Annotated in this window: 25 protein-coding genes; 9 read left to right on the top strand and 16 right to left on the bottom strand. The window is 66.9% G+C overall.

The window, feature by feature from the left end; translation table 11 throughout:
* Window positions 1-89 precede the first annotated feature (89 nt).
* A complete protein-coding gene (locus tag G6N31_RS15210; protein ID WP_069412433.1) occupies window positions 90-1319 on the top strand; it encodes a CaiB/BaiF CoA transferase family protein in 1230 nt (409 codons plus the stop codon).
* Window positions 1320-1360: 41 nt separating this feature from the next.
* Here G6N31_RS15210 and G6N31_RS15205 read toward each other — a convergent pair whose 3' ends face one another.
* The 15 genes from G6N31_RS15205 to G6N31_RS15135 form a co-directional block, all read right to left on the bottom strand.
* Window positions 1361-1696, bottom strand: a complete 336-nt coding sequence (locus G6N31_RS15205) for a CoA transferase (RefSeq protein WP_197747136.1) — start codon at window positions 1694-1696, stop codon at window positions 1361-1363.
* A 174-nt stretch (window positions 1697-1870) separates the two neighbouring features.
* Window positions 1871-2626 (bottom strand): enoyl-CoA hydratase/isomerase family protein, encoded by a 756-nt coding sequence (locus G6N31_RS15200; protein WP_098002336.1) that lies wholly within the window; start codon window positions 2624-2626, stop codon window positions 1871-1873.
* Window positions 2623-3441, bottom strand: coding sequence for a thioesterase family protein (locus G6N31_RS15195; RefSeq protein WP_163722196.1), 819 nt, complete (start codon window positions 3439-3441; stop codon window positions 2623-2625). Before G6N31_RS15195 ends, G6N31_RS15200 begins: the two co-directional genes overlap by 4 nt.
* A gap of 7 nt (window positions 3442-3448) precedes the next feature.
* A complete protein-coding gene (locus G6N31_RS15190) occupies window positions 3449-4186 on the bottom strand; it encodes an alpha/beta fold hydrolase (RefSeq protein ID WP_069412429.1) in 738 nt (245 codons plus the stop codon).
* 13 nt (window positions 4187-4199) lie between these two features.
* Window positions 4200-5096 (bottom strand): LLM class F420-dependent oxidoreductase, encoded by an 897-nt coding sequence (locus tag G6N31_RS15185; RefSeq protein WP_179964344.1) that lies wholly within the window; start codon window positions 5094-5096, stop codon window positions 4200-4202.
* 53 nt (window positions 5097-5149) lie between these two features.
* Entirely contained in the window at window positions 5150-6313 is a 1164-nt protein-coding gene (locus G6N31_RS15180; protein WP_098002338.1) for an acyl-CoA dehydrogenase family protein, read from the bottom strand.
* Window positions 6313-6903, bottom strand: a complete 591-nt coding sequence (locus tag G6N31_RS15175) for a flavin reductase family protein (RefSeq protein ID WP_069412427.1) — start codon at window positions 6901-6903, stop codon at window positions 6313-6315. Before G6N31_RS15175 ends, G6N31_RS15180 begins: the two co-directional genes overlap by 1 nt.
* A gap of 21 nt (window positions 6904-6924) precedes the next feature.
* Entirely contained in the window at window positions 6925-8415 is a 1491-nt protein-coding gene (locus G6N31_RS15170) for an aldehyde dehydrogenase (protein ID WP_098002339.1), read from the bottom strand.
* 10 nt (window positions 8416-8425) lie between these two features.
* The gene (locus G6N31_RS15165; RefSeq protein ID WP_098002340.1) at window positions 8426-9211 is read right to left on the bottom strand and encodes an enoyl-CoA hydratase/isomerase family protein; all 786 of its coding nucleotides are present in this window, start codon (window positions 9209-9211) and stop codon (window positions 8426-8428) included.
* A complete protein-coding gene (locus G6N31_RS15160) occupies window positions 9208-10782 on the bottom strand; it encodes a class I adenylate-forming enzyme family protein (protein WP_179964188.1) in 1575 nt (524 codons plus the stop codon). The genes G6N31_RS15165 and G6N31_RS15160 overlap by 4 nt, the downstream gene beginning before the upstream one ends.
* Window positions 10782-11294, bottom strand: a complete 513-nt coding sequence (locus tag G6N31_RS15155) for an aromatic-ring-hydroxylating dioxygenase subunit beta (RefSeq protein ID WP_069412423.1) — start codon at window positions 11292-11294, stop codon at window positions 10782-10784. The genes G6N31_RS15160 and G6N31_RS15155 overlap by 1 nt, the downstream gene beginning before the upstream one ends.
* Before the next feature lies 1 nt (window position 11295).
* Window positions 11296-12585, bottom strand: a complete 1290-nt coding sequence (locus tag G6N31_RS15150) for an aromatic ring-hydroxylating oxygenase subunit alpha (RefSeq protein ID WP_179964187.1) — start codon at window positions 12583-12585, stop codon at window positions 11296-11298.
* Window positions 12582-13031 carry a Zn-ribbon domain-containing OB-fold protein gene (locus G6N31_RS15145; RefSeq protein ID WP_069412422.1) on the bottom strand — a complete coding sequence of 150 codons (450 nt, stop codon included), beginning with the start codon at window positions 13029-13031 and terminating at the stop codon, window positions 12582-12584. The genes G6N31_RS15150 and G6N31_RS15145 overlap by 4 nt, the downstream gene beginning before the upstream one ends.
* On the bottom strand, window positions 13028-14146 hold the full coding sequence (locus G6N31_RS15140) for a thiolase family protein (protein WP_098002383.1): 1119 nt from the start codon (window positions 14144-14146) through the stop codon (window positions 13028-13030). The genes G6N31_RS15145 and G6N31_RS15140 overlap by 4 nt, the downstream gene beginning before the upstream one ends.
* A gap of 32 nt (window positions 14147-14178) precedes the next feature.
* A complete protein-coding gene (locus tag G6N31_RS15135; RefSeq protein WP_098002342.1) occupies window positions 14179-14424 on the bottom strand; it encodes a hypothetical protein in 246 nt (81 codons plus the stop codon).
* A 197-nt stretch (window positions 14425-14621) separates the two neighbouring features.
* On the opposite strand from G6N31_RS15135, the gene G6N31_RS15130 reads away from it, so the two are divergent.
* Genes G6N31_RS15130 through G6N31_RS15100 form a run of 7 tightly spaced genes read left to right on the top strand, consistent with a single transcriptional unit; the run spans window position 14622 to window position 22076 of the window.
* Entirely contained in the window at window positions 14622-15554 is a 933-nt protein-coding gene (locus tag G6N31_RS15130; protein WP_069412420.1) for an alpha/beta fold hydrolase, read from the top strand.
* A 28-nt stretch (window positions 15555-15582) separates the two neighbouring features.
* Window positions 15583-16404, top strand: a complete 822-nt coding sequence (gene hpaH, locus G6N31_RS15125) for a 2-oxo-hept-4-ene-1,7-dioate hydratase (RefSeq protein WP_069412419.1) — start codon at window positions 15583-15585, stop codon at window positions 16402-16404.
* On the top strand, window positions 16401-17165 hold the full coding sequence (locus G6N31_RS15120) for an aldolase/citrate lyase family protein (RefSeq protein ID WP_272938767.1): 765 nt from the start codon (window positions 16401-16403) through the stop codon (window positions 17163-17165). The genes hpaH and G6N31_RS15120 overlap by 4 nt, the downstream gene beginning before the upstream one ends.
* Before the next feature lie 45 nt (window positions 17166-17210).
* Window positions 17211-18383, top strand: coding sequence for an acyl-CoA dehydrogenase family protein (locus tag G6N31_RS15115; protein ID WP_098002343.1), 1173 nt, complete (start codon window positions 17211-17213; stop codon window positions 18381-18383).
* A 19-nt stretch (window positions 18384-18402) separates the two neighbouring features.
* Window positions 18403-19425, top strand: a complete 1023-nt coding sequence (locus tag G6N31_RS15110; RefSeq protein ID WP_098002344.1) for an acyl-CoA dehydrogenase family protein — start codon at window positions 18403-18405, stop codon at window positions 19423-19425.
* Complete coding sequence (locus tag G6N31_RS15105) at window positions 19422-20573, top strand: acetyl-CoA acetyltransferase (RefSeq protein ID WP_098002345.1); 1152 nt, start codon at window positions 19422-19424, stop codon at window positions 20571-20573. The genes G6N31_RS15110 and G6N31_RS15105 overlap by 4 nt, the downstream gene beginning before the upstream one ends.
* A complete protein-coding gene (locus G6N31_RS15100; protein ID WP_098002346.1) occupies window positions 20574-22076 on the top strand; it encodes a class I adenylate-forming enzyme family protein in 1503 nt (500 codons plus the stop codon).
* A 71-nt stretch (window positions 22077-22147) separates the two neighbouring features.
* On the opposite strand, the gene G6N31_RS15095 is transcribed toward G6N31_RS15100, so the two are convergent.
* Window positions 22148-22684: a hotdog domain-containing protein gene (locus G6N31_RS15095; RefSeq protein WP_179964343.1), complete on the bottom strand. Its 537-nt coding sequence runs from the start codon at window positions 22682-22684 to the stop codon at window positions 22148-22150.
* Window positions 22685-22910: 226 nt separating this feature from the next.
* Between G6N31_RS15095 and G6N31_RS15090 the strand changes: the two genes are divergently transcribed.
* Window positions 22911-25367, top strand: a complete 2457-nt coding sequence (locus G6N31_RS15090; RefSeq protein WP_098002347.1) for a CaiB/BaiF CoA-transferase family protein — start codon at window positions 22911-22913, stop codon at window positions 25365-25367.
* The last annotated feature ends 49 nt before the right edge of the window (window positions 25368-25416 follow it).

Raw genomic sequence — 25416 nt, 5'->3', positions numbered from 1 at the left:
GACATTGCTTACCTAGTAATCTATGTAGGCCTTGCGACTTGATCGAGGTCTGGGAGCTACCGGACCGCGTGGGGGACGGATGTGGGTAGATGCGTAAACCGATGACCGGCGTGCGGGTGCTGGAGGTCGCGCAGTTCACGTTCGTGCCTTCCGCGGGCGCGGTGCTCGCCGACTGGGGTGCGGACGTCATAAAGGTCGAGAACCCGGTGACCGGGGATGCGCAGCGGGGACTGGTCACGGTCGCAGGCCGCTCCGCCACCGCCCCCGGCGTTTCGTTCTCGCCGACGGTGGAGGCGCCCAACCGCGGTAAGCGCAGCGTCGGATTGTCCTTGGCGCTCAATCAATCGCGTCCGGTGTTCGAGGAACTCGTCCGGCGCAGCGACGTGTTTCTGACCAACCACCTACCACAAGCGCGCGCGAAACTGCGAATCGATCTCGACGAGATCCGTCGGATCAATCCGTCGATCATCTACGTCGCGGGTAGCGGGTTCGGGAGCGAGGGGCCCGATCGCGACAACGGCGCATACGATTCCACGGCGTTCTGGGCACGCGCAGGTAACGCCGACGGTGTCACAGCGGCCGAGTCCGAGGTCCCGGTGGGCATGCCCGCGGGCGCGTTCGGCGACAACATCGGCGGCATCACCATCGCGGGTGCGGTGGCAGCGGCGCTGTACGGGAGGCAGGCGACGGGCGAGACCTCGGTTGTCGACGTATCGCTTCTGGCGGTGGGGGCGTGGGCTAATCAGTCCAACGTGAACCTGGCCATGTTGTACGGCTGTCCGCTGCCCAAGATCGACCACCGTACTCAAGCGCTGGGCAACCCACTGACCGGCGCCTACCGATGCTCCGACGGCCGGTTCATCCAGTTGTCCATGCTGCAGCCCACCCGCTACTGGGCTCCGCTGTGCCGGTTGTTGGGCCTGCGGAAGGCGGCCGACGACGAGCGGTTCGAGACGTCGGAGTCCTTGGCTGCCAACGCCGATGAGGCCACCGCTCTACTGGCCGACGCGATCGGCGCGCGCACCTTCGACGACTGCACGAGGTTGTTGGATCTGCTCGGCGGTCAGTGGGCGCCGGTGCAGGACGCCTGGGAGGTAGCCAACGACGAGTCGATGCTCGCCAACGGGCGGATAGCAACCGTCGAAGACGCGCAGGGCAATAGGCAACGGCTGGTTGCCAATCCGGTGAAGTTCGACGACGCGTTCGCCGAACTCAGCCGGGCACCCTTGTTCGCCGAGCACACCGATGAGGTGCTGCGGGAACTCGGCATGGAAGACCACGACCTCATCGATCTGAAGATCGAAGGTGCCATTACCTGAGCGACGACGGATCGCCGAGTTGGCAACGGCTCAGATCGCGATCACGCGAACGAGGCCTTCGAGTCCACTGAAGCCCGGCCGCGCAGATTCCGCTCGCCAGGAACCCATCGTTGGCCTTGCCCGTGGCCTCTGGCGTAGACCAGCCTCGAATCAATCGCCATCAGGTCGGCAGGCTCGGTGCGCAACTTGCGCCGAACCGGTGGCAACTGGTTGGTGACGTAGACCTCCGCCCAGCGCACCAACCTTTTGAAAACCTCGCGCCCACGGGCGATTTCGACGCCCAGGCAGATACCTCGCTTGTTGCGGTTGCAGAACTCGAAGAGGTAGTCGTAGCCCTCGCGACTGGCCACCATGCCGCCAGCGATGATGGTCCGCATCGGATCGCGGTGGTGGACCGTTCGATCTTGATCACCTCGGCTCCGAAATCCGCCAGCGCGGCTGCAGCCGAGGACACGACCCATGTTCGGAGAAGTCCAGAACCTTGATGCCGTCCAGCGGTTTGGTCACGGGACGATCGTAGGGGCCGTGTAGGTCGCGCCCGTGCCCATCGGCTACATCGTGGTCGACGGGCCGTTCTTCCGAGCGATCGGACCGAGCAACTGCAGAAGTTCGGTGGCCGCGCCGCGTTCGCGTCGTAGCGCGGCGCGAACGGATTCGGTGCGGTCGTGCAGGAGCAGGCGCTTGGCCGCCCTGGTCGCCGCGGGCGCGTGCGCGGCGATCTCGTGTGCTAGCTCACTCGCCCTCTGGTGCAGGGTGTCTGGCGAACAGGACTCCGCGGCCAACCCCCAGTCCACGGCCTCGCCTGCCTCGAGCCATCGGGACGTGAGAATGAGCTCCGCGGCGCGCTGCGCTCCGACCACCTGGGGGAGTAGCCAACTGCTTCCGGCTTCCGGTGCGGTGCCGAGCTGGGTGAACGGTGCGCGCAACCGTGTGTCGTCGGCGACGAGCACCACGTCGCAATGCAGCAGCAAGGTGAAGCCGATGCCGACTGCGACACCGTGGACCGCGGCAACCAGCGGCTTCGGCAACGCAAGCAGATTCTCGAGCAGTGTGTCGAACGCATCACCGAACTCGGCCGGTCTGTCTTCCGCGTCGGACAACGCGCTCAGGTCGACGCCGCTGCAGAACGCCCGGCCCGCCCCCGTCAGCAGGACGACGGCGACGTCATCGGCCGCGGCCGCGTCATCGAGCATCGATGCGAGCAGTTGGTAGGACGATGCGGTGAAGGCGTTGAGCCGATCCGGCCGATTCAACGTCAGCGTGCGGACCTTGCCCTCGTCGCGCTGCTCGATGGCCGGCGCTGTCACGTCGCTGCCCTGGACGCCGGTGGTGTGAAGCCCGGATTCACCAACGCCGTTGCCACCCCGCTGCCGATGGGCCCCGTTTCGTCGAACAGCGTGGCTACACCGGTGGCCACCCCGGCATCGCCGTAGTGCGTCACCGCCGCGAGTCCGATCCAGACGCCTTCGGGCAGCCGACTGAGCGTCACGGTGTAGTCGGCGTTGATGAACTGCAACCCCGCAGTACCCCAATGCGTCAGCGAACTGGTGATGTCTGCGGCCATGACGGCGCGAGTGAAAGGAGACAGCGGCTCGTCGTCCACGAGCAGTTTCGTCTCCCGCGCCCAGGCGAACTTCTGTCCGTCGTGACACCACTCGGTGACACCGACGCCGGGGCTGCCCGCGACCGGATCGCGTCCGTACGACTGGAGCAGCATGGGTAGCCCGCCGGCGACTTGGTCGTGTTCGGCTGGGATCGCGGGCATCGCGACCGGGGTCGTCCACACCGTGTCCTCGGTGTGCTCGCTGCGGCGAAGGAACAGTCCGCTCGCCCGTGCCACCAGGACGTCGTTCTGCGTCATGAACGCGTCCACCAGTCGGAGGCGTCGGCCGTCCCGCACAACCGTTGTCTGCATCTGCACCGGTTGCAGGGCCACCGGCCTGAGCAGGTCAACCGTCAACCGCGCCGGTTGAAGCTCGACGTCGTCGACTTCTCGTTCGACCGCACGGCCGAGTAACCCGCCGATGTAGTTGCCTGAGAGTGAGGGACCCCATGGACCTCGCCCCAAAGAGGTTGGCACGTAACTGTTGCCGTCCTTGACGAAGAAGCTGGTCTCGGTCACGTGGCCCTCACTGCCTCTGTCGGCATCGCTCGAGGAGGATATGCGCCAATTTTTCCGGGTGGCTGAACATCACGTCGTGGCAGGCGTCGATGGGAATGACGTCCTGCACCCCGCCGAGCGCTGCGATGCTCGCCTGCTGTGACTTCTTCGAGAGGGCCCTGTCCCGCGTGGTCAGTACCCAGGTTCTCGGCACGTCCTCGGGAAAATCGCTGCGATCCACCGGTTGGGCCGGGATGCGGGCGGATTCGCGATACAGCTTTGAGAGGGTCAGCCGACGCTGCTCCTTCGTCATGCCGTTGCAGAACGCGTATTGCGCGGCAGCGCGGGGCACCTTGAACGGTCGGCCGCCTCGGGCAGCCCATCGCGCGAAGATCGCCAAGGGTCCGCCCAACGTATCCACGATGGCCTCCCCTTGTCTGGGGACGAACGCGCTGACCAGCACCATCTCCCGCACCCGTGCAGCACCGAGTTTCGCGACGACGCCCGGCACGGTCACGCCGGCCATCGAGTGGCCGACGATCACGATGTCGCCGAGCTTCTCGCGGTCGATGTCGGCCACCACCGAATCCACCCATTCACCGATCGTCGCGGTCGCGAGGTCTCCCGGCGTGCGGCCGCGGCCGGGGAGATCCACTGCGAGGACGCGCAGTTCCGGTGTCTGACGGTGTAATTCGTCGATAACAAGGTCCCAGCAGTCACCGGCGTGTTCGCCGCCGTGGACGAGGACGAGGTCAGGCAGGGCCATGCTGGCCTCCGTTTCAGCGGTAGACCAGCTGGGACGCCAGCAGGTCGATGTCGGTGCGGAAGTCGCTGAAGCTTCTGCTGGCCGGCTCGATGGTGATCCACGTGACGCCGGCTTCGGCGTATGCGTCCAGCCGCGGTCGCAGGGCCTCGCAGAAAGCGGTGCAGTCGCCGCTGGCGAGCAGGTCGGCTTCGAAGGGCACGAACGCGACGTCGGCGGCCTCGCGGCCGAGCTCACCGCGCCGCTTGTTGACGGTCGCGATCCAGTCGGCCAGCGTCTCCATGTCCTCGAGCGGCCTCGCGCGCGTGATGGCGGCCATTTCGCCGGACGCCGCCATCGGCATCCAGCCGTCGGCGACCTCGACGACGCGGCGCTGTGCGGCGGCACCGTTCCCGCCGATCCAGATCGGCGGGCCGCCGTCGGTCAGGGGCGGCGGCAGGGCCACATGACCGCTGACGCCGAACTCCGGACCGACGTGGTCGACACCGGCCCACGTCGCCTTCCAGGCGGCGATCGCCTCGTCGAGAAGAGTGCCGCGGCGGTCGAAATCGGCTCCCAGCGCGCCGAATTCGGCCTTCAGATACCCGGCTCCGGTGCCCAGCGTGAAACGGCCGCCCGAGAGCAGGTCGAAGCTCGCGGCCGCCTTGGCTGTGAGGTACGGGCTGCGGTAGCCGGACACCAGGATGTAGGTCATCAACCGGATCCGGGTGGTTGCGGCCGCGGCGAAGCTCAGCGACACGAACGGGTCGAAAGCGTGATGGCCGCCGTTCGCCAGCCACTCCCGGTCGGGATAGGGGTGCTCGGACATCGAGAAGGCGTCGAAGCCGGCATCCTCTGCCAGGCGTGCGACATCGCCCAAGGACGCACCTTCGCACCAACGATTCCAGTGCTTGACTGCCCGCATCGGGAACATCAGGTTGTAGCGCACATGACTCCTCTGTAACCCGGAACCAGATAACTGTATAACTATCTCAAGAGTGACCGGGCGACGACTTCGCGCTGGACTTCCGTGGCACCCTCGCCGAGCCGCTTGACCCTCAGATCGCGGAACCATCGCTCCAGTGGCAGTTCGGTGGAGATGCCCAGCGCGCCGTGAATCTGGATGCAACGGTCGAGCACTCGATAGGCGGCCTCGGTGCCGTACATCTTGGCCACCGATGCGTCGACCCGGACGTTGCGGCCCAGGTCGGCATTCCAGGCCGCCTGGTACATCAGCAGTCGCGCGGCGCGTAGTTCGACCTCGCTGTCGACGAGCATCCACTGGACGCCCTGTTTGTCGGCCAGTCGTCCGCCGAACACGTCTCGGTCCCGCGCCCACTGGCAGGTCATGTCCAACGCAGCCTGCGCGATGCCGATCGGACCAGCCGCGTAGACGATGCGCCCGTGCACGAGGAAGTCGCTGGCCAGCGCAAAACCCTGCCCCTCGGCGCCGATCAACTGGGCGGCGTCGAGCCGTACGTTGTCGAAGTGCAATTCGTAGGGCGCGAACGACGCCATCACCGGAATGCGGCTGATCGTGACACCAGGCGTGTCCTTCTCGAGAATGAAGGCTGAAATGCCCTGGCGCCCCTCGCCGGTACGGGCGTAGACCACGCCCCAGTCGGCATGGGGAGCATGAGATATCCACATCTTGGAGCCGTTGAGCACGTAACCGTCACCGTCGCGGACGGCCTTGAGCGTGATCGCCCGCGCGGGATCGGATCCTCCGGAGGCCTCGGTGATGGCCGTGTACGCCTTGGACATGGTGCCGTCGACAATCGGTTTGGCGTACTTCTCGAACTGCTCGGGTGATGCCTTGAACATGATATTGGGCGGGTTGCCCCCGAAGGCACCGAGTGCGGGGAAGAACGCCCCCATTCGGCATTTCGCCGCTTCCTCGGCGACCACCACCTGGCCGAGCACGCTGAGGCCTGCGCCGCCGTACTCGACTGGTGTCTGCAGCGCCCACAGCCCGAGTGCCCTGGCCTTGGCCTGCAACTCGACGAGCTGCTCGCGCGGCAACCCGACGGTGTCGTGATCGAGCTGCTCCTCAGCCGGATGGACGTGCAAGTCCATGAACCGCCGCACGGTGTCGCGCAGCATCACCAGTTCCTCCGGCAACTCCCAAGCGCCGGTGGAGTCTTCGGACATCAGGCCTGTGCTGCGGCGGCCGCCCGCAGGTCCCGTGCGCTCTTCAGCTGCGGCTCGTGGTTCGCCTCGTACTGTTCGATCCACTCATGCGGCAACTTGCCCCACGCCTCGCCGATGCGCAGCCGCTGCGCGGAGCTGAAGACCTCCGCGGCGACGACGTCGCCGACGAAGATCGTGTTCTCGTCGTTGTCCAGCGATCCGGTGATCCGGCACTCCACGTAGCTGTGGGCGTCAAGCAGGATTGGGGCGCCGGTGACGCCGGGCTTGGTGCGGAGCTTGGCGATCTTGTCGCCGTCGCGGCCGGAGCTGCCGCCGAGGGTCATCATGATGTCCATCGATGCGTCGATCTCATCGGGACCCGCCGACAACATGTGCATGACGAAGATGCCGGAGTTCACCAGCATGTCGTGGGTCTTGTTGTACTTCGTCAGGCTGATGGTGGCGCGGGGCAGCTCGGGCACGATGCTGGCCGAGCCCGCCGACAACGACATGAGGCCGTTGGCGAAGCCGCCGTCGATCGTGGTGACCGCGACCGGAAACGGGCGCAGTCCGTTGAGCACCGCGTTAGCGGCGTCGGTGTCGACTGTCATCTTATCTCCCTTGTATTGGAATCAGCCGAGCGTGAACGGATCGCGGGTGGCTCCGGAGAGCTCCACCCACACCGCCTTGGTCTCGGTGAAGTCCTTCACGGCGTCGATGCCGTTCTCCCGGCCGATACCGCTGTAGCCAATGCCACCGAACGGAACGTGAGGTGCGACAACGCGGTAGGCGTTGATCCATACGGTGCCTGCCCGTAGTTTGGCGGCCACCCTGTGCGCGCGGTGAATGTCTTTGGTCCACACGCCTGCGGCCAATCCGAACTCTGTGTCGTTCGCGGTGGCGATGGCCTCGTCCTCGTCGGCGAAGGTCATCACCGTGAGCACGGGCCCGAAGACCTCTTCGGCGACGGCGCGCATCGAGCGATCGACGCCGGTCAGCACCGTGGGCTTCACGAAGAAGCCGCCGAGCTCGCTGGCGGCTTCGCCGCCGTAGGCTACCGTCGCGCCCTCTGCGCGGGCAGAGGCGAAGTGCGACAGCACCTTCTCGTACTGCGGCTGGTTGGACACCGGGCCCATCTCGGTCGCCGGATCCTTCGGGTCTCCCAGCTTGATGGTGGCTGCACGCGCGACGATCTTCTCGACCAGCGCATCGGCGACGCTCTCGTGAACGAGCAAGCGGGAGCCTGCCAGGCAGGTCTGGCCGGTGGCGGCGAAGACGCCCGCGATGACGCCGTTGGCTGCCGCGTCGAGGTCGGCATCGTCGAACACCACCTGCGCCGACTTGCCGCCCAGTTCCAACGTGAAGCGGGCCATGTGCTCGATCGCGGCCTTGCCGACGTGGATGCCGGTGGCGGTGGACCCGGTGAAGGCGACCTTATCGATGCCGGGATGCGACGCCAGGGCGGCGCCGGTCTCGGGACCCCAGCCGGTGACGACGTTGATCACGCCCGGCGGAAAGCCGGCCTCGGCGAACAGTTTTGCGAACGCGAGGGTCGACGTGGGCGTGTGGTCACTCGGCTTGACCACGAATGTGCATCCGGCGGCCAGGCCTGCGGCGAGCTTCCACGTCAACAGCAGTAGCGGCGAGTTCCACGGGGTGATCGCGCCGACGACGCCTACCGGCTCGTGGCGGGTGTAGACCAGGAAGTTCGGCTTGTCGACCGGCACGACCTCGCCCTGCAGCTTGTCCGCCAGCCCGGCGTAGTAGAAGTAGTAGTCCGGTAGCGCCTTCATCTGGCCGACCATCTCGCGGGTCAGCTTGCCCCCGTCGCGGACCTCCAACTCGGCCAGGTGCTCCGCCTCGCGCGCGATGACCTCGCCGAGCCGCCACAGCAGCTTGCCACGCGCGGTCGCGGTGAGCTCGCCCCACGGGCCGTCCAGTGCGGCGCGGGCGGCGGCCACCGCGCGGTCGACGTCGTCGGCACCGCCGTCGGGCACCCGCGCCCAGGGGCGCCCGGTGAACGGGTCGACGCTGTCGTACGTGGAACCGGAAGCAGCAGTGACTGTTTCGCCGCCGATCAGCAAGTCGAACTCGACCAGCCGCTCAGTTGTAGTGTCGGTCATGGCGTGCTCCTCATCGAGTGCGCGGCTTCTTCTTGTTGGCGCGAGAATCCGTGCGACCGGCACCGGCGTTACCCAGATCGGTGTAGAACTTCCCGTGTCGCGCCGCGACAGTGGGCGTCAGGTCGCGAGCCTCCCACATCGCGCGGACTGTGCCTTGGATACCCGCGGGGCGTCGCGCGGCGATCTCCGCCGCCAGTTCCGCAGCCCGGGAGCGCAACTGATCATCGGGCACCACCTCGGTGACCAGTCCGATCCGCAGCGCCGTGTGCGCGGACATCCGCTCCTCGCTGCCCAGCAGAGCCCAGCGCATGACCTCGCCGTAGGGCACACCGAGGGCCAGCATGCCCATGGGCTCGAGTGCTGAGACGATGCCCGCGTTGGCATGCGGGTCGAAGAACGTGGCGGTCTCGCTGCAGATGGAGAAGTCGCACTCGTTGACGAAGTACATCGCCCCGCCCGCGACGATGCCGTGCAGGGCCGCGATCACCGGCTTCCACACCCGGTGCGCCTTCGGGCCGAGCACCTCGCCGGGGTCTTCCTGATTGAAGATCGTCTTGTGCGTCCACCACGTGCCCTCGGACACGTCGAGGCCGGTGCAGAAGGCCCGGTCGCCGTTGGCTTGCAACACGGCAACGTGGATGTCGTCGTCGTCCCGGACCCTGGCCCACACCGCGGCCAGCTCCTCCGCCATCTGTTCGGTGAAGCTGTTCATCCGTTCGGGCCTGTTCAGCGCAATGGTGGCTACATGGTCGGCGACACTGAATTCGATGGTGGCAAGGTCGGTCTGTTCGGTCACGGGCGCCCCTCGGTGGATCCGGTCGGTACCGAAATCTTCGCATCCGCATCGCCTACCTGGTTTACCTGGTTAGCTATCTCGCGCTTGAGGATCTTGCCCGCTGGACCCAGCGGGAACTCGCGCCAGAACACGAACCGGCGGGGTTGCTTGTATCCGGCCAACTCGGCGCGGCACAGTACGGCCAGTTCGGCGGCCAATGCGTCGTTGTCGTTGACGGCGGCCTTGGGTATCACCGCCGCCACCGGCGTCTCGCCCCAGTCCGCATCGGGCACGCCGACGACGGCGACCATGTCAACACCCGAGTGCTGTGCGATGACCCGCTCGATCTCGGCGGGGTAGACGTTGAAGCCACCGGAGATGATGAGGTCGGTGCGCCGGCCGGTGATGTGGAGATAGCCGTCGGCGTCGAGGAAGCCCAGGTCGCCGGTGCGGAGACCATCCGGCCGGAAGGTCTCGGCCGTCTGCTCGGGCAGTTTCCAATAGCCGACGGCGTTGGCCGGGCTGACGATGACGAGTTCGCCGACCTCGCCGATCGGGGCGTCGCTCCCGTCGGGGTTGATGACGCGGATCGCGCACATCGGGGTCTCTCGACCGCAGGACGTACCGATCGACGTCCGGCCCGCGACGATGTCGCGGTGATCCTGCGGCGTGAGAATCGTGGCCTGCCCGCCACATTCGGTGAGCCCGTACCGCTGCTGCAGATCGCAGCCGAGCAGGTCCATGGCCTTGCGGGCCAGGCCTGGCGGCACTGGTGCCGAGCCGTACGAGATCCGCCGCAGGCTCGACATGTCCCGCGGTGGGCCGTTCTCGAGGATTGCCAGCGTTCGGTGCAGCATCGTGGGGATGAACGTGGTGAAGGTGATTGCGCTGCGTTCGATCTCGTCGATCACCGCCTGCGGGTCGAACCGTTGATGGATGACCATCGTCTGGCCGAGGTAAAGCCACGACACCGTGCGCACCATCCCCCCGGCCGTGAAGAACGGGGTGGTCGCCAGCATGACGTCCGACCGGTTGGCCTCGGTCACCAAATTGGTGTCGGCCGCCTGATACAGCAGACTGCGGTGGGTGTGCATCACACCCTTGGCGCGACCGGTGGTGCCGCTGGTGTAAAGGATCACCGCGACGTCGTCGGGGTTGACATCGAGGCGCGGTGGCTCGGGATCGGTTGCCCACAAGGCGGTTTCGTATTCCGGGCCGATGGTGAGGACTACAGGTAGGTTGGCCAGTTCGCCGGTGAACTTGTCCAGGTGGTCGGCGTGCACGATCACCGCACGGGCACCGCAGTCGTCGCGGACGTGAGCGACCTCGTCGGGCGCGAGCCGGATGTTCACCGGCACAGCGATCAGTCCGGCCTTGGCCAACCCGAACGAGATCTCGGGCCATTCGATGCAGTTGCGGGCGATGACCATCACCCGGTCTCCGGGTTCCAGCCCCTGTCCGGCCAGGTAGCCGGCCAGGCGCCGAGCTCGTTCGTCGACCTGGGTCCAGGTGTGCACCCGGTCGGCGTCGACGAGGGCGCGCTTGTCCGGGTAGCGACGTGCGTTGTTGGTGGCGATGTCTCCGATGAGCATCAGATCAGGAATGCCAGGGTGTCGACCGGACCGCCCGCGTCAATCAGGTTCACGATCTTGCGGACGAGTCGCGGGCCCTCCGCCGTCCGACAAATGGTGTGGCTCACCCGACCGGCCCAGAAGCGTTGCCGGATACGGTATTCGAACAACGCGAAGTTGGACTCGATGGTGACCAGACCGTCAATGTCCTCGACCACTTCGCTGTTGGAGACCACGCGCCGCATCACCGACGGCGGGGTCTGAGAGTGCCGGTTACCCGTGTTCAACTGAGCCACCCGACTCTTGATTCGCCGCCGATTGTCGTTGATGTAGGCCAGCGAGGTCCGCGGGTCGTCGTCGGGATGCATGGGCACGCGGTACACGACCGTGTCGTCGTCAGCCCAGAGCGCCTCCCACTCCGAGTAGCGGCCCTCGTCGGCCAACCGCGCCTCCAGGTACAGGAACGAGAGGATCTCGGCGTCCGGCAACGGCCGCAGCACAGGACGCATCTGTGACTCGGTGTCAAGGGTCATTTCACGCCCTCCCGCCGACCACGGCTGCCCACTGCGAGTAGAACCCGCGCTGCGGTGTCTCAGCGCTCTTGTCCCGGTTGATGATTCCGGTGTCGTCGGTGATGTCATGCTCTACACCGCGTGCCAGCACCAGCCACTCGGGTAACTCGGCGGCGAGGCCGGCCTGGTTGCGCATGCCGATTTCGCCGTCGTCGGCGATCAGGAACCCCGCCGGACCCATCGCCCCTTCAGAGCGCCTCAGCGTGCGTTCGTTCAGTGCGTCCTGACCCGGGATCAACACGGCCGTGGTGTAGGCGACGGTGCGGTCGGGGGCCTGCGGCTCGACGAACATGACGTTCATCTCGGCCAGGAACAGATTGGGCCAGATCAGGGTGTGCGGGGGGCCCACCACCAGAGCATCGTGCGCCTGCTCGGGTCCGTATGCCTGCTCCAGTGCGTCGACGTAACCGCCGAGCTTCGCCCGCGGGATTCGGCCGTACCAGATGAATTCCTCGTCCAGCTTGCGGTATTCGTCGGTGTAATCGATCTCGGAGTGTCCGTCGCCGAGGTCGCGGACCAGGACGTCGACCTTCGTCGGGACGTGGGACACCTTGGCCGGCTTGATCGCGTCATATACCGAGGCGTGCGTGAACAGCGCGTGGTAGCCGTCGACGTTGTTCTCCACAACCATCTTCCAGTTGGCGTGGTGCAGATGCTTCATCCAGCCGGCCCGTAGGTCGATTTCGCGGGTGGGGGACAGGTTGAGCAGTCGGTCGATGGCGCCCGTCGCCTTGCCGAGGTGTTCGCGCAGGGAGACGCCGTCGGGCGCCAGCGACGCGAAGACGAAGCCGCCGTAACTGTCGACCCGGGGCGCCTGCGCCAGGCTCAGTTCGGAGCGCACCTGGTTGAAGGCCTCGCCGTAGCCCTCCCGCATCGGAACACCTTGTAGCGCACCGGTGTTGGTAAAGGTCCAGCCGTGGTAGGGGCAGCGGAACGAGTTGGTATTGCCTTTCTCGGCGTTGCACAACTTGTTGGCGCGGTGTGTGCAGCGGTTGAGCGCCACGCGCACCACGCCGTCCTTGCCGCGCACCACCACGACTGGCTCGTGGCCGATGAGCCGGGTGAGGTAGTCGCCAGGCTCGCTTACCTCGCTTTCGTGCGCGACGTAGACCCAGCCGGTCTTGAAGATGGTCGCCATTTCGCGGCGAAAGATCTCGGCCGAGGTGTAGACCGACCCGTGCACCCGGTCATCACGGACGACGCTATTGACATCGAAATCGTCAGTGGCAGTGGCTGATTCGAGCGTTGTCACTCGTCCTCCAAGGTGTCGATGGCTGGGATTGCGACGCCGCCGAGGCGGCGGAAGCCGATGCGCACTGTTCCGCCGATGGCCGGCACGCCGTCCGCGGGCTGCGCGGACGTCATCAGCAAGCGGTGTCCGCTGGCCAGTTCGACGTCGACGATGGGGTAGGGGGCCTGCGCATGGACCAGCCCGGGTTCGCGTCGGTGCATCAGAGTTGCGGCGTGGACGGTCCCGCGTAGTTCGACTGTGCGCCAGTCGGGTTCGGTGCCCCCGCAGTAGTCGCAGACTTCCTGGTCGAGTTCCAGTGGATTCTCGCACGCCGCGCAGAACGGCAGTGCCAGCTCGTGCCGTTCCGCCGCCCGGTACAGCGGCGCCAGGACATCGAGCTCAGCATCGGGTGCCAGTGCTGGATCCAGCAACCAGTCCTCGAGCAGCCGCTTGTCCACGGTGGTCACGCCACACGCTCCAACACCAGCGCAGCATGGTGGTCAAGCCGACCTCCGATGCCGCCGACCAAGGCCACGGTGGCGTCGGGAACCTGACGATCCCGGCCCGCGCCGCGGAGCTGGATCACGGCCTCGGCCAGGGGCGTCATGCCTTGCAGGTAGAACCCGGACAGTTGGCCGCCGCCGGTGTTGGTCGGCAGCGTGCCGCCCGGTCCGGTGTGACCCTCCCCGACGAAGGCGCCCACCGGGACGTCACCGGTGAGCCGGTATTCCTCGAGCAGCACCAGCGTGACGATGGAGAACGGGTCATAGAGCTCGGCGACATCGAGGTCCGAGCGTGTCATGCCGGCCTGTTCCAACGCGTCGTCCACCGCTCTCGCCCCGCCGCCGAACCACGATTCGGCGCCTGCGCGTCGGCGTCGGACCGGATGCTCCCGGCCGGTGCCGAGCACCCGCAGTCGGGTGTCGCCGATCGAGGCCGAACCGGTGAGCACCACGGCGACCGCCCCGTTCACCGGCCGCGCACAGTCCAACAACCGCAGTGGTTCGGCGATCATCGGGCTGGCGTTGTAGCCGGCATCGTCGAGCGGTTCGCGGTTTACAGCGTCGGGATTGCCGCGCGCCCACGCTCGTGCGGTGACGGCCACCGCGCGTAATGCGTCGGCATCGGTTTCGGTGACGTGCAGCCACCGCTGGGCCAGCAGCGCGTATGTCGGCACCGATCCGAGCAGTCCTGAGGCCCGCTCCAACCCGCGGACCCCGACGTTGCCGCCGCTGTGCGCGTACGACGAGCCCGCGCCGCGACCTGCAACCAGCGGCGCGTCGGCGAACACGCACACCACGGTCGTCGCCTCGCCGGTGGTGATCGCGTGGCGCGCGCGCTGGATCATGGCAATCGTGGTGGCGCCCTTGATCTCGACGTGTTCGAGGAGGCGTAGGTCCGAGAAGCCGCCTCGTGCGGCGAAGCCGACGCCCAGTCGGTCCGGCCGCACGCCCTGCGACGAGCCGACCAGGAGGCCGTCGATGTCTGCGCGCCCGAGTCCGGCGTCGGCCAGCGCGATGCCAGTTGCCTCGGCGGCCAGTTCGAGCGGTGTGGCACCCGGCCTCAGCGACATCGCCGTCATGCCCAGTCCGACCAGGTCGACGTCGGGCGTGCTCACGAACGCTTCCCGGGTCGACGTTCTCCGCGGTAGTTGCCCACTCGCAGCCAGTCCTCGCGGTCCTCGGGGGTGGCCTCGGTGAAGCTCGCCAACTCCAGCGGGCAAAGGAAGACGTGTTCGCCACTCTCGAGGTCTTCGACAAGCAGGCGGGGGCCGTTGCCGCTGACGTCCAACGACAAACGCACCGCTGCGAACTCGTTGGCGAGTTCGGCGAGGACGCGGCGTCCGGCTGGGGTGTTCACTCGCTCAGTTCTACCGCATACAACTGTCAGAAGCAATGGAAGTATGTGCAATGGCCGTACGCGCCGAGGACGTCGGCTGGGTGGTGTGAGTTGTTGTCTACATGCGAACATATCGTCTGTGCGACGATGGTCAGACAAGCGCCGTGACGCCGGCAGTAGATGACAGTGATGTCAGATAGCGAAACTGAGAAGGTGAGATGAGCCAAGCGCAAGTACCTGCCACCACCGCCCCGGCGGCTGTCGGGGCCGTTGTGGACACCGACGACTACCGCAGCATCTGGATGTACCTGAAGGAATTGGACTTCCGTCAGGGCTTCGTCGAGATCTCGGTCAACGGCGCGGCCGTGAGTACGCGATACGCCGAGGCCGGCAGCCCGGACAAGCCGCACCTCATCCTGCTGCACGGCACCGGCGGGCACTGGGAGACGTTCGCCCCGAATCTGGCTGCGTTGAGCGAGCACTTCCACTGCGTGGCCATCGACATGGTGGGCAACGGGTTCTCGGACAAGCCGGACTACGACTACGAGATCGCGATCTATGTCGAGCACGTGCTGGGGGTGATGGACCACTTCGGGATGACGTCGGCCCACTTAGTCGCCATGTCGCTCGGCGCCTTCGTCGCATCCGCGATTGCGGTCGGTCATCCCGACCGGGTGGACAGGGTGGTCCTGATGTCGCCGGCCGGGCGGGAGGCGTCGGCGGCGAACATGGCGCGTATCCGCGCGGAGCGCACCAAGGCGGTGAATGAGCCGACATGGGAGTCGTTACATGCCGTATTCGCCCATCTGATCGCCGACGAGGGCAACCGGCTGCCCGATCTGATCGGGCTGCGCCAGGCGGTTTACCGGCGCGAAGACACCCGCAACACCATCGACCGGCTGCTGATCCTGCAGGACGAGAAGGTGCGCGAGCGCAACCTGATTCCCGACGACGGGTGGCGCGGCATCACTGCCCCCGTGATGATCGTGGCGTCGGGCAAGGATCACGGCGTGTACCAGGACACCGCGCGTACGATCGCCGGCTTGATCCCGAACTCCGAGGTCTTCGAGATGGCGTCGGTGCGGCACTGGCCGCACTTCGAGGACCCCGAGTCGTTCAACGCGGCGGCTGTGGATTTTCTGACTCGATGATGAGCGCCTGCGCGAAGAGCATCAGATCATGACGAGACCCGCTGGCACCGAGCTCGACGCAATCGCGCGCCGGTTGTACGAGGCTGAGCAGACACGCACGCCGATTCGGCAGCTGTCCCTCGACTACCCCGACATGACCATCGAGGACGCCTATGCCGTCCAGCGGGCGCTCGTCGCGCTGAAGGTCGCCGACGGCCTGCACGTCAAGGGCCGCAAGATCGGCCTGACGTCGAAGGTGATGCAGCGCGCGGTGTCGATCGACGAACCGGACTACGGCGCTCTCTTCGACGACATGTTCGTCGAGGACGGCGGCCGGGTTCCGCTCGGCCGTTTCATCCGGCCGCGTGTCGAGGTCGAGTTGGCCTTCGTGTTGGGCGAGCAGCTGCGCGGTCCGGGCGTCACGCTGTTCGACGTCCTCCGGGCATGCGAGTTCGTCACGCCCGCATTGGAGATTCTCGACGCCAGGGTGCAGATGTCGGATCCCGAGACCGGTCACCTGCGCACCATCGTCGACACCATCGCCGACAACGCGGCCGACGCGGGGCTCGTGCTCGGTGGGCGGGTGGTGCGGCCGCTGGACATCGACCTGCGCTGGGTCGCGGCTCTGCTGCTGCGCAACGGCACCATCGAGGAGTCCGGGGTGGCCGCCGCGGTGCTCAACCACCCCGGCAACGGCGTCGCGTGGTTGGCGAACCGGCTTGCACCGCATGGTGTTTCGTTGGAGCCAGGCGAGGTGATCCTGTCCGGGTCGTTCACCAAGCCGGTTTTCGCCGAACCGGGGGACAGCTTCGTCGCCGACTACGGTCCACTGGGCACGGTGTCGGTCTCGTTCGACGGGCCGGAATCGTGACGAATCGGTGGACGCAGCGCATCGGCGACGGCGACCCGCGGTTCGGCATGTGGCTGGCCTCAGGAAGCGGCTACGTGACCGAGATCTGCGCGGGATCGGGAATCGACTGGGTATTGCTGGATCAGGAACACGCGCCCAACGACCTCCGTACCACGCTCGAACAACTGCAGGTGCTCGCCGGCTATCCGGACGTCGACGTGCTGGTTCGTCCGCCGTCCGCCGACCCGGTCTTCATCAAGCAACTCCTCGACATCGGCGTACAGAACATCATCGTCCCGATGATCGACGATGCCCGCGAGGCTGCTGCCGCCGTCGCCGCCACCCGTTACCCGCCCGCAGGCATCCGGGGAGTGGGCAGCGCACTGGCGCGCGCATCCCGGTGGAACCGCATATCTGACTACCTTGTCACCGCCGATGCCACGGTGTCCCTGACCGTGCAGGTGGAGAGCGTCGCCGGCTTGGCGCACCTTGGTGACATTGCCGACGTAGACGGCGTGGATGCGGTGTTCATCGGACCGGCCGACCTCGCGGCTTCGATGGGTAAGCTCGGCCAACCGGAGCATCCAGATGTGTTGTGCGCCATCGAGAAAGCGCTGGAGGCGATCCTCGAACACGGCAAGAGTGCCGGGGTGAACGCGTTCAAAGAGTCGGTGGCGCGCCGCTACGTGGGGGCAGGCGCGTCCTTTGTGCTCGTGGGGGCGGACGTGGCACTGCTGGCGCGCGGTGCCGAGGAACTGACGGCCAAATACCGCCGACCGTAATCAACGCATTGTTTCTGACTATCGTGTCACCTACACTTTCGAATCATGGACCTCGATTTCACGCCTGACCAACTCGAGTTCCGCGACCAGGTCAGCACGTGGCTCGATGAGAACCGACCGAGCGAGCCACGGCCGCGCGACGACGCGGGCATCCGCGAGTACGACCTCGCCTGGCAGCGCACCCAATGGGATGGTGGCTGGGCGGGTATCGCGTGGCCGCAGGAGTACGGCGGCAAAGGGCTGACGTTGCTTCAGCAGTTGATCTGGTACGAGGAATACGCGGCGCGGGGGTTCCCCGGCATCGACGCGTGCTTCGTCGGCAACTCGCACGCCGGGCCCACGCTGATCACCAGGGCCACCGAGGAGCAGAAATCCTTCCACTTGCCGAAGATCCTTCGCGGTGAGGTGATCTGGTGTCAGGGCTTCTCCGAGCCCGGCGCCGGTTCGGACCTGGCAGCATTGCGCACCAAGGCGGTCATCGACGGGGAGCACCTGGTGGTGTCCGGCCAGAAGTTGTGGACCAGTTTCGCCACCGTCGCGGACTACCAGGAACTGCTGGTCCGCACTGACACCACCGGCAGCAAGCACAAGGGCATCACCTGGGTCATCTGCGACATGAACACCCCGGGCATCGATGTGCGCCCGATCGAGACCATCGAGGGCGGCTCGGAGTTCTGCGAGGTGTTCTATGACGACGTCCGCATCCCGCTGTCCGACGTGGTCGGCGACGTGGGGGAAGGCTGGTCGGTCGCGATGGCGACGCTGTCCTTCGAGCGCGGCACCGCGTTCACTGCCAACCAGGTGAGGTTGGCCAAGATCATCGAGGACCTCATCGACTATGCCCGCGACCACGTCGGCCCCGACGGACGCAGGCCCGCCATCGCTGACGACGAGATCGCGCGGCGGCTGGCCACGGCCCGCGCCTCGGTGGCGTCGCTGCGCGCCCTCACCTATACCAACATCTGCGAGGCCATGAAGACCGAAACGCCCGGTCCGCGCGGCTCGATCGTCAAGTTGATGTACTCCGAACTGGCCAAAGAGATCGGCAAGCTGGCGATGGACATTGTGGGGTCGGGGGCGATCCGCCACACGTCGCGGTGGGACGACGACGGTTGGGTCGGTTACTACTACTACAGCTTTTCCCAGGCCATTGGTGGCGGTACGTCGGAGATTCAGCGCAACATCGTCGGCGAACGCGTGCTCGGATTGCCCCGTTGAATTCGATGAGGAGATCGTCGTGAATCTGCTGCCTGGACCCGAGCAGCTCGAAATCATCGAGACTGCAGGAGAATTCCTCGCCGAGCGGATGCCCATCGAAAGCATTCGCGCCCACCGCCATGCGGAAGCGGCGGTGCCTGAAGGCCTTTGGCGGGAGTGCGCCGAACTCGGTCTGCTCACACTCGGACTCGACGAGGAGGCAGGCGGGTCGGGGCGCACGTTCGACGACGAAGCGCTGCTGTTCATCGAGCTCGGCAAGCGCCTTTCGCCGGGTCCGTTTCTCGCGTGCACCCTGGCCGCGCGGGTGGCCGCCCGCTGCGGCGATGTGGCGCTTGCCGAGCGCATTGGCTCCGGGACAGCCCTGGTGGCGCTCGCAGTGCTGCGGGGCGACGGCGACGTGCGGCCGGTCAAGGGCACCTTCGATCTGTTCGAGCCGGCGGGCGCGTCGCACGCCCTGGTGGTGGGCCGCGTCGGCGCCGCGCTGGTCGACATCGAGTCACTCGGTCCGCTGACCCCCGTGAGTGCTGCCGACCCGGGCACCCGGATGTCCTCGGCCACAGTCGAGTCCGTGGAGGCGTCGCACTGGCTGTCAAGCGAAGACGACTGGGTCTGGGGGCGCGCCGTGGTGCTTGCCGCCGCCTACCTCACAGGCCTGGCGTCGGCTGCTGCAGCGCTGGCGACCGAACACGCCAAGACCCGGGAGCAATTCGGGAAGCCGATCGGCGTTCATCAAGCCATCAAGCACGCCTGTGTGAACATGGAGATCGCCGCCGAGGCCGCACAGGCCCAGACCCTGTTCGCCGCAATCGCTTTGGCGAGTGAACGCCCGGATGCGCTGCTGCAGGTGCTCTCGGCAGCCACGGTGGCCGGCTCGGCAGCCGTCGACAATGCTGCCGCGGGCATCCAGGTCTTCGGCGGAATGGGCTACACATTCGAGAACGACATGCATCTGTACCTCAAGCGTGCCCACGTGTTTCGGCACCTCTTCGCTGAGCCGGCCGACGTGCTCGCCGAGTTGCTCGCCCAGGACCGCGCCCAGTGAGCCGCGCCGTCGCGATCGCCGGCGTCGCCCTCTCCGACGTGGGGCGCGTCGACCACAAAGGGGCCTATGAGCTGATCGCCCAGGCCAGTAGGCGCGCCCTGGCCGATGCAGGACTGACACCCGCAGACATCGACGGATTGGCCTCCACCGGTCAGGGCACCTTGCCGCCGGTCGACGTCGGCGAATACCTCGGGCTGCGGCCGCGCTGGATCGACTCGACCGCCGTCGGTGGCGCGTCGTGGGAAGTGATGGCGGCGCACGCGGTGGACGCGATCGCTGCCGGGCACGCCGACGTGGTGCTGCTGACCTACGGTTCCACCGCTCGGTCGGATCTCCGCAAAGGTTTACGCGGCGCCAACATAAACTGGGGTGTCCGCGGCCCCCTGCAATGGGAAGCGCCTTACGGCCACACGCTGATCTCCAAGTACGCCATGGCGGCTCGGCGCCACATGTTCACCTACGGAACCACAATCGAGCAGCTGGCCGAGGTGGCGGTGTCGGCTCGGTTCAACGCCGCCGACAACCCTGAGGCTTACTACCGCGACCCGATCACTGTGGACGACGTGCTGGCCGGGCCGATGATCGCCGATCCCTTCACCAAGCTGCATTGCTGCATTCGCAGTGATGGCGGCGCGGCCGTCGTGCTGGTCAGCGCCGAGCGTGCCAAGGACCTGCCGACCAAACCGGTCTGGGTGCTCGGTTCCGGCGAGACCACCTCGCACATGCTCACGTCTCAGTGGGACGACCTGACCGTCGGTCCGGCTTCGGTCAGCGGCCCGCTGGCCTTCGCGCGCGCCGGGGTCGCCCCGTCCGACGTCGACGTCGCCGAGATCTACGACGCATTCACCTACATGCTGCTGCTCACCCTCGAGGACCTCGGCTTCTGTCCGAAGGGGGAGGGCGGCGCGTTCGTCGAAGAGGGCTCGCTGCGACTGGGTGGCAAGCTGCCCACGAACACCGACGGTGGTGGGCTGTCTGCTTGCCATCCCGGCCAACGGGGATTGTTCCTGTTGGTTGAAGCGGCCCGTCAGCTGCGCGGCGAATGCGGCCCGCGGCAGGTGCCCGACGCGCGAATCGCCTGCGTCAGCGGCACCGGCGGCTGGTTCTGTTCCAGCGGGACCGTTATTCTCGGCGCCGAGGAGCCGTAGATGTCGCGCGCGCCGGTGAGTTCCGACGTCGAGGACACCCGGTCGATGCTGGAGTCCGCGGCCGCCGCCCACGGTGATGTCGAGGCCTACGTCGAGCCGGGCGCGCGGATCACATTCGCCGAGTGGGTTGGCCGGGCCCGTTGCGTGGCAGCGCAATTCGCCGATCTCGGAGTCGGCAAAGGCGACGTGGTCCTGCTGTGGCTGCCCTCGGGCATCGACTATGCGACGTGCTACGCCGCGGCGGCCATGATCGGCGCGATCACCGCCGGGGTGAACCCGCGGCTTGGGCGTAGCGAGATGGAGTCGATCCTGCAGCAGGCCACCCCAGCCTTGATCGTCGCCGACGAGCAACTCGGCGCACTGCCGGACACCGGATGCCGGGTGCTGCAGCGAGATGCGCTGACCACTGATGTCTCGGCATCGGGACCGCCTCGCGTGGAGCTGACCCGGTGGGACTCGGTCGCACTGATCTTCACCAGCGGGACCACGGGAAGGCCCAAGGGTGCGGTGTTCGACGCTCATCGGCTGGCGGCCGGGGCTGCGGCGGCGGGTGTCATGAGCGCCCCTTACGACCGGCGCCTCACGTCGACGCCGTTCGCCCACGCCGGCTACATGTTCAAGCTCTGGGATCAGTTGATGTGGGGCAGCACGCTGGTGGTGCCGCCGGCACCGTGGTCGGCACAGGGCATGTTCGATGTGCTGCGCGATGAGCGGATCACGGTGGCCGGTGCCGTGCCGACCCAGTGGGCCAAGCTGCTCGAGGTCGAGGGTGTGAGTCGGAAAGCGTTGCCGCATCTGCGGATCGGTATCGTGGCTACCGCGCCGGCGCCGCCCGAACTGGTGTATCGGGTCGCCGAGCGGATCGGGGTTCCGCTGGTTGTGCGGTACGCGATGACCGAGTGTCCGACCATCTGCGGCACCGAACCCACCGACCCCGCCGAGATTGCGTTCCGAACTGTCGGCCGGCCCGCCGCGGGGATGGAGGTGCGCGTAGCTTCCGACGGGGTCGTCGAGGTGAGCGGCCCCTGTGTGATGCGTGGATACTGGCGCAACCCCGAACTCACCGCCGAGGTGCTGCGCGACGGCTGGCTGCGTACCGGAGATATCGGCACACTCGACGCGGACGGCAACCTGGTGCTCGTCGGACGTAGCGGCGACATGTACATCCGAGGTGGATACAACGTCCATCCCGGGGAGGTCGAGAGAGCGCTCACCGGACACCCAGGGGTGAAACAGGCTGCGGTGGTTGGCCGTCCCGCCCCGGTGATCGGAGAGATCGGCGTCGCCGTCGTGGTCCCGGCAAAAAGTGCCGAACCACCGACATTGGCCGAGTTACGTTCACACGTGACGGGTCAACTGGCCGACTACAAGGCCCCCGACGAATTGCTCATCGTTGACGAGCTGCCCCTGACGGCGATGCTCAAGCCGGACCGACTTGCGCTACGCGATCTGATCACCCTGCACGACAGGGATATTCAGCGTCGCCAACCAGCGCGGGGTTAGCGCGGACGTGCGTGTGGTTAGGCCGGCGAGGAACCCGGCTTCACGCACGCTCGCGACCTAATCCAGACGGATCATGGTTGGCCGGGCCGTAGCTCGATGAACAGTCCCTCGGCTTCGGCGCACAGCGTCTCACCGTGCATGAGCTCAGCGCGAAGGATCCGTTTGCGTCCCTGCTCGCTGACGAACCAGGCCCGTACCACGAGCTCCTCGCCGACGGGTGTGATGGACCGGAAGTCCGTGTGCAGATACGCGGTTCGAGCCGGTGTCCGATCCCCGCTGCTGGCCAGCCGGCCGAGTACCTCGTCGAAGAGCAACGGGATGGCCCCGCCGTGCACCGCCCCACCCCCGCCGAGGAAGTACCGGCCGAACGTGACGGTGCCCGCGACCCGCTGCCGGTCGCCCGCGACGGGAATGAAGTTAGGGCACATGGTCTGCCCACGGCCCGGTAGGTCGAGCCTCCTCGCGAAGATCTGCCTGCGCTCTCCGACTGCGACCTCGGCTAGTCGGGCGGCCCACTCCGTCAGGGCCTCCGTCAGGGCCACCGTCGTCGCGGTGTCCGGAGCGGCGGCAGCGACGTCGTCGAGGAAGCCCCGCAGCGCGGCGATCATGTCGCCGTATTCGGCGCCGCCGCCCGGGCTGCGCACGGTTGGCTCCTGCCATGTCCGCATGGGAGGGAACCCGCTCGACGTCACCATCTCCTCGGTCACTTCGGCCGCCCTTTCGACATCGCCCAAGAATAATGCATTGACATTAATCTTTGCCGCTGGAATGCTTGCGTGGCGCGCGTCACAAAGTGTCGCGACGAGGTTTGCGAGCAGGCGGTGAGGAGCGGATATGCCGGAAGTCGGGTCCGCATCGGATGGTCCACTGGCCGGACTCGTCGTGGTCGATCTGTCCACGACGCTGCCCGGAGCGCAGGCGACGCAGTTCCTCGCCGACTGCGGCGCCGACGTGATCATGGTGGAGCCCCCCGACGGCAGTCCGCTGCGCGAGCACGCCAGCTGGCCTGCCCTGCTGCGAGGCAAGCGCAGCGTCACCCTGGACTTGCACGACGACGTGGATCTCGTGCGCTTACGGATACTCCTGCGCAGCGCCGACGTCATGGTCAACACCATGCGGCCGACCACCGCCGAGCGCATCGGCCTCACCAACGGCGCGCTGTCGACGGCCTACCCGCAACTCGTGGTGGCGACGATCACCGGCTGGGGCTCGACCGGGCCGTTCCGGGACTACAAGGGCTGGGAGGCGCTGGTGATGGCGAAGACCGGCGTCATGCACGAAAAGCGCGGACTCGCGCCGCGGCCGGGTCCGGCTTTCATCACATTCGCGTACGCGTCGTGGGGAGCGGCTCACGCCGCGGTGCAGGGGGTGCTCGCCGCACTGCTCGAGCGGGAGACCAGCGGGCGAGGCCAGGTCGTCGAGACCAATCTGGTGACCGGTATGGGTTCGATGGATCCCTACAACTGGTTCTACGAGATGGTCCTGGAACGGTATCCCGGTGCGTTCGAGCCGATGGATGCTGCCTATGACGATCAGAGCAGGCCACAGGCGTATCTCATCTTCGCGTTGCTCGTGTGCCCGACCAAGGACGGCCGCTGGCTGCAGTTCGCCCAGGTGTCGCCCAAGTTGATCGGAGCCTGGCTCGCCGAACTGGACCTGCTCGAGGAGCTTGCCAAACCGAAGTGGCAGGGCTTCCCGATGCTGCCGACCGCCGAACTGCGCACCGAGTGGTGGGACATGATGATCGAACGGGTGGGCGCCCGCACACTCGCCGAATGGCAGCAGGCGATGGAGGAGAACCCCGACCTCAGCGGCGAGCTGTTCCGGACCCCGGAGGACTCGCTGGACCATCCCCAGACCTCACACGAGCGCCGTGCCATCACCGTAATCGACCCTGATCTCGGGCCGGTGCGGCAACCGTCGACCCTCATTCACGTCGACGGCAACCCGTTGACCGAGGTGCGCCCCGCGCCCCGGATCGGCGAGCACAACAGCGCGTTGTCCGTAGCGGAGCTGGTCGACCGGCCGACCACCCCTGATGGCGTCGTCCCCGACTACCCTCCGCTCAAGGGCGTCTCGGTGCTCGAGTTCGGCAGCATGTTCGCCGGCCCGTATGGTGCCACCCTGCTGGCCGACCTGGGCGCCCGCGTGATCAAGGTCGAGCCGCTCGCGGGTGACAACATGCGCAACCTCGTCGCGTTCCCCGAGGCTGGTGGCGCAAAGGTGTTGCAGGGCAAGGAAAGCGTCGCCATCGACTTCACCAAGCCCGAGGGGCTGGAGCTGGTGTACGAATTGGCGAAGCGATGCGACATCGTGCTGCAGTGCTTCCGGGGTAAGGCGGCCGAGCGGTCGAGGATCGACGAAGCCTCGCTCAGGGCGGTCAACCCGGACCTGGCCTTCGTCACGACTTCCGGTTACGGGGTCGACGGCCCGTTCGCACACCGCGCGGCCTACGCGCCGTCCGTCGGCGCGGCCTCCGGTCTGGCGCTGGTCGACAGCCACGACACGGGCGAGGCACCCGTCGACCTCGACGACCTCCACAGCAGGGCGGTCAGACTCCACGCCGGCGGGGCCGTCCCCGCTGTGCAGTCCGACGGGATCGCAGCCCACGGCGTCGGCTCGGCACTTCTGGTCGCCCTGTACGCCAAGCGGCACGGACGGACGCTGACGAATGCGGTCACCACCATGCTGGGCACGGTGCAGCAGGCGATGATCCCGTACAACACGAGTTATGCGACGCGTCCGCCGCATATGGCCGCCGACGATCAGTTCTTCGGGATGAACGCGCTCTACCGGATGTACCGCGCGTCCGACGGGTACATCTTCCTCGCCGCGCCGCTACCGCGGGAATGGCCCGCACTGGCAAAGGCGTTGTCGCCCTACGTCGATCTGCACGCCGACGAACGCTTTGTCGATGCCCAGTCCCGCGCCGCCCACGACGGCGAGCTGACCGCCGCGTTGACGCCCGTGTTCGCGACCAAGACCAAACTGGAGTGGGAGCACGAACTTTCCGACCAGGACGTCGGTTGCGTCGAGGTAGTCGAGGCCAACTCCGAATTGGTGCTGCAGACCGACCCGTACTTCGAGGCGGGTTACGCGGTCGAGGCGGTCAGCCCGATCTTCGAGCAGCACCGTCGGCTTGCGCCCCTGTGCCGGTTCTCGCGATCGCGGACCAGGGCCGACGCTGGCTGCACGGTCGGCCAGCACACCGACGCCGTCCTGCGGGAGCTGGGGCTTTCCGGTGACAGGATCGCCGAGCTCCGATCCAAGCAGATCGTCGGCGGGAACTGACGGGTTCAGCGAGTGCGCGGTTCGATACGGCACGCACGTGGCGTCCGTA

It is taken from the genome of Mycolicibacterium duvalii, from assembly GCF_010726645.1.
GTDB classification, from domain to species: domain Bacteria; phylum Actinomycetota; class Actinomycetes; order Mycobacteriales; family Mycobacteriaceae; genus Mycobacterium; species Mycobacterium duvalii.
Note: the sequence above shows the minus strand (reverse complement) of the source record. Positions and strands in the feature narration are given on the sequence as shown.

Excerpts from the sequence above, each read along its gene's own strand:
- G6N31_RS15095 (WP_179964343.1), bottom strand. The coding sequence starts at position 22,684 with ATGATCGCCGCGCTGCGGGGCTTCCTCGACGACGTCGCTGCCGCCGCT.
- G6N31_RS15115 (WP_098002343.1), top strand. The coding sequence starts at position 17,211 with ATGGACCTCGATTTCACGCCTGACCAACTCGAGTTCCGCGACCAGGTC.
- G6N31_RS15185 (WP_179964344.1), bottom strand. The coding sequence starts at position 5,096 with ATGTTCCCGATGCGGGCAGTCAAGCACTGGAATCGTTGGTGCGAAGGT.
- G6N31_RS15130 (WP_069412420.1), top strand. The coding sequence starts at position 14,622 with ATGAGCCAAGCGCAAGTACCTGCCACCACCGCCCCGGCGGCTGTCGGG.
- G6N31_RS15100 (WP_098002346.1), top strand. The coding sequence starts at position 20,574 with ATGTCGCGCGCGCCGGTGAGTTCCGACGTCGAGGACACCCGGTCGATG.
- G6N31_RS15210 (WP_069412433.1), top strand. The coding sequence starts at position 90 with ATGCGTAAACCGATGACCGGCGTGCGGGTGCTGGAGGTCGCGCAGTTC.
- G6N31_RS15175 (WP_069412427.1), bottom strand. The coding sequence starts at position 6,903 with ATGACAGTCGACACCGACGCCGCTAACGCGGTGCTCAACGGACTGCGC.
- G6N31_RS15090 (WP_098002347.1), top strand. The coding sequence starts at position 22,911 with ATGCCGGAAGTCGGGTCCGCATCGGATGGTCCACTGGCCGGACTCGTC.
- G6N31_RS15205 (WP_197747136.1), bottom strand. The coding sequence starts at position 1,696 with ATGCGGACCATCATCGCTGGCGGCATGGTGGCCAGTCGCGAGGGCTAC.
- G6N31_RS15170 (WP_098002339.1), bottom strand. The coding sequence starts at position 8,415 with ATGACCGACACTACAACTGAGCGGCTGGTCGAGTTCGACTTGCTGATC.
- hpaH (WP_069412419.1), top strand. The coding sequence starts at position 15,583 with ATGACGAGACCCGCTGGCACCGAGCTCGACGCAATCGCGCGCCGGTTG.
- G6N31_RS15140 (WP_098002383.1), bottom strand. The coding sequence starts at position 14,146 with ATGACGGCGATGTCGCTGAGGCCGGGTGCCACACCGCTCGAACTGGCC.
- G6N31_RS15155 (WP_069412423.1), bottom strand. The coding sequence starts at position 11,294 with ATGACCCTTGACACCGAGTCACAGATGCGTCCTGTGCTGCGGCCGTTG.
- G6N31_RS15190 (WP_069412429.1), bottom strand. The coding sequence starts at position 4,186 with ATGGCCCTGCCTGACCTCGTCCTCGTCCACGGCGGCGAACACGCCGGT.
- G6N31_RS15160 (WP_179964188.1), bottom strand. The coding sequence starts at position 10,782 with ATGCTCATCGGAGACATCGCCACCAACAACGCACGTCGCTACCCGGAC.
- G6N31_RS15180 (WP_098002338.1), bottom strand. The coding sequence starts at position 6,313 with ATGTCCGAAGACTCCACCGGCGCTTGGGAGTTGCCGGAGGAACTGGTG.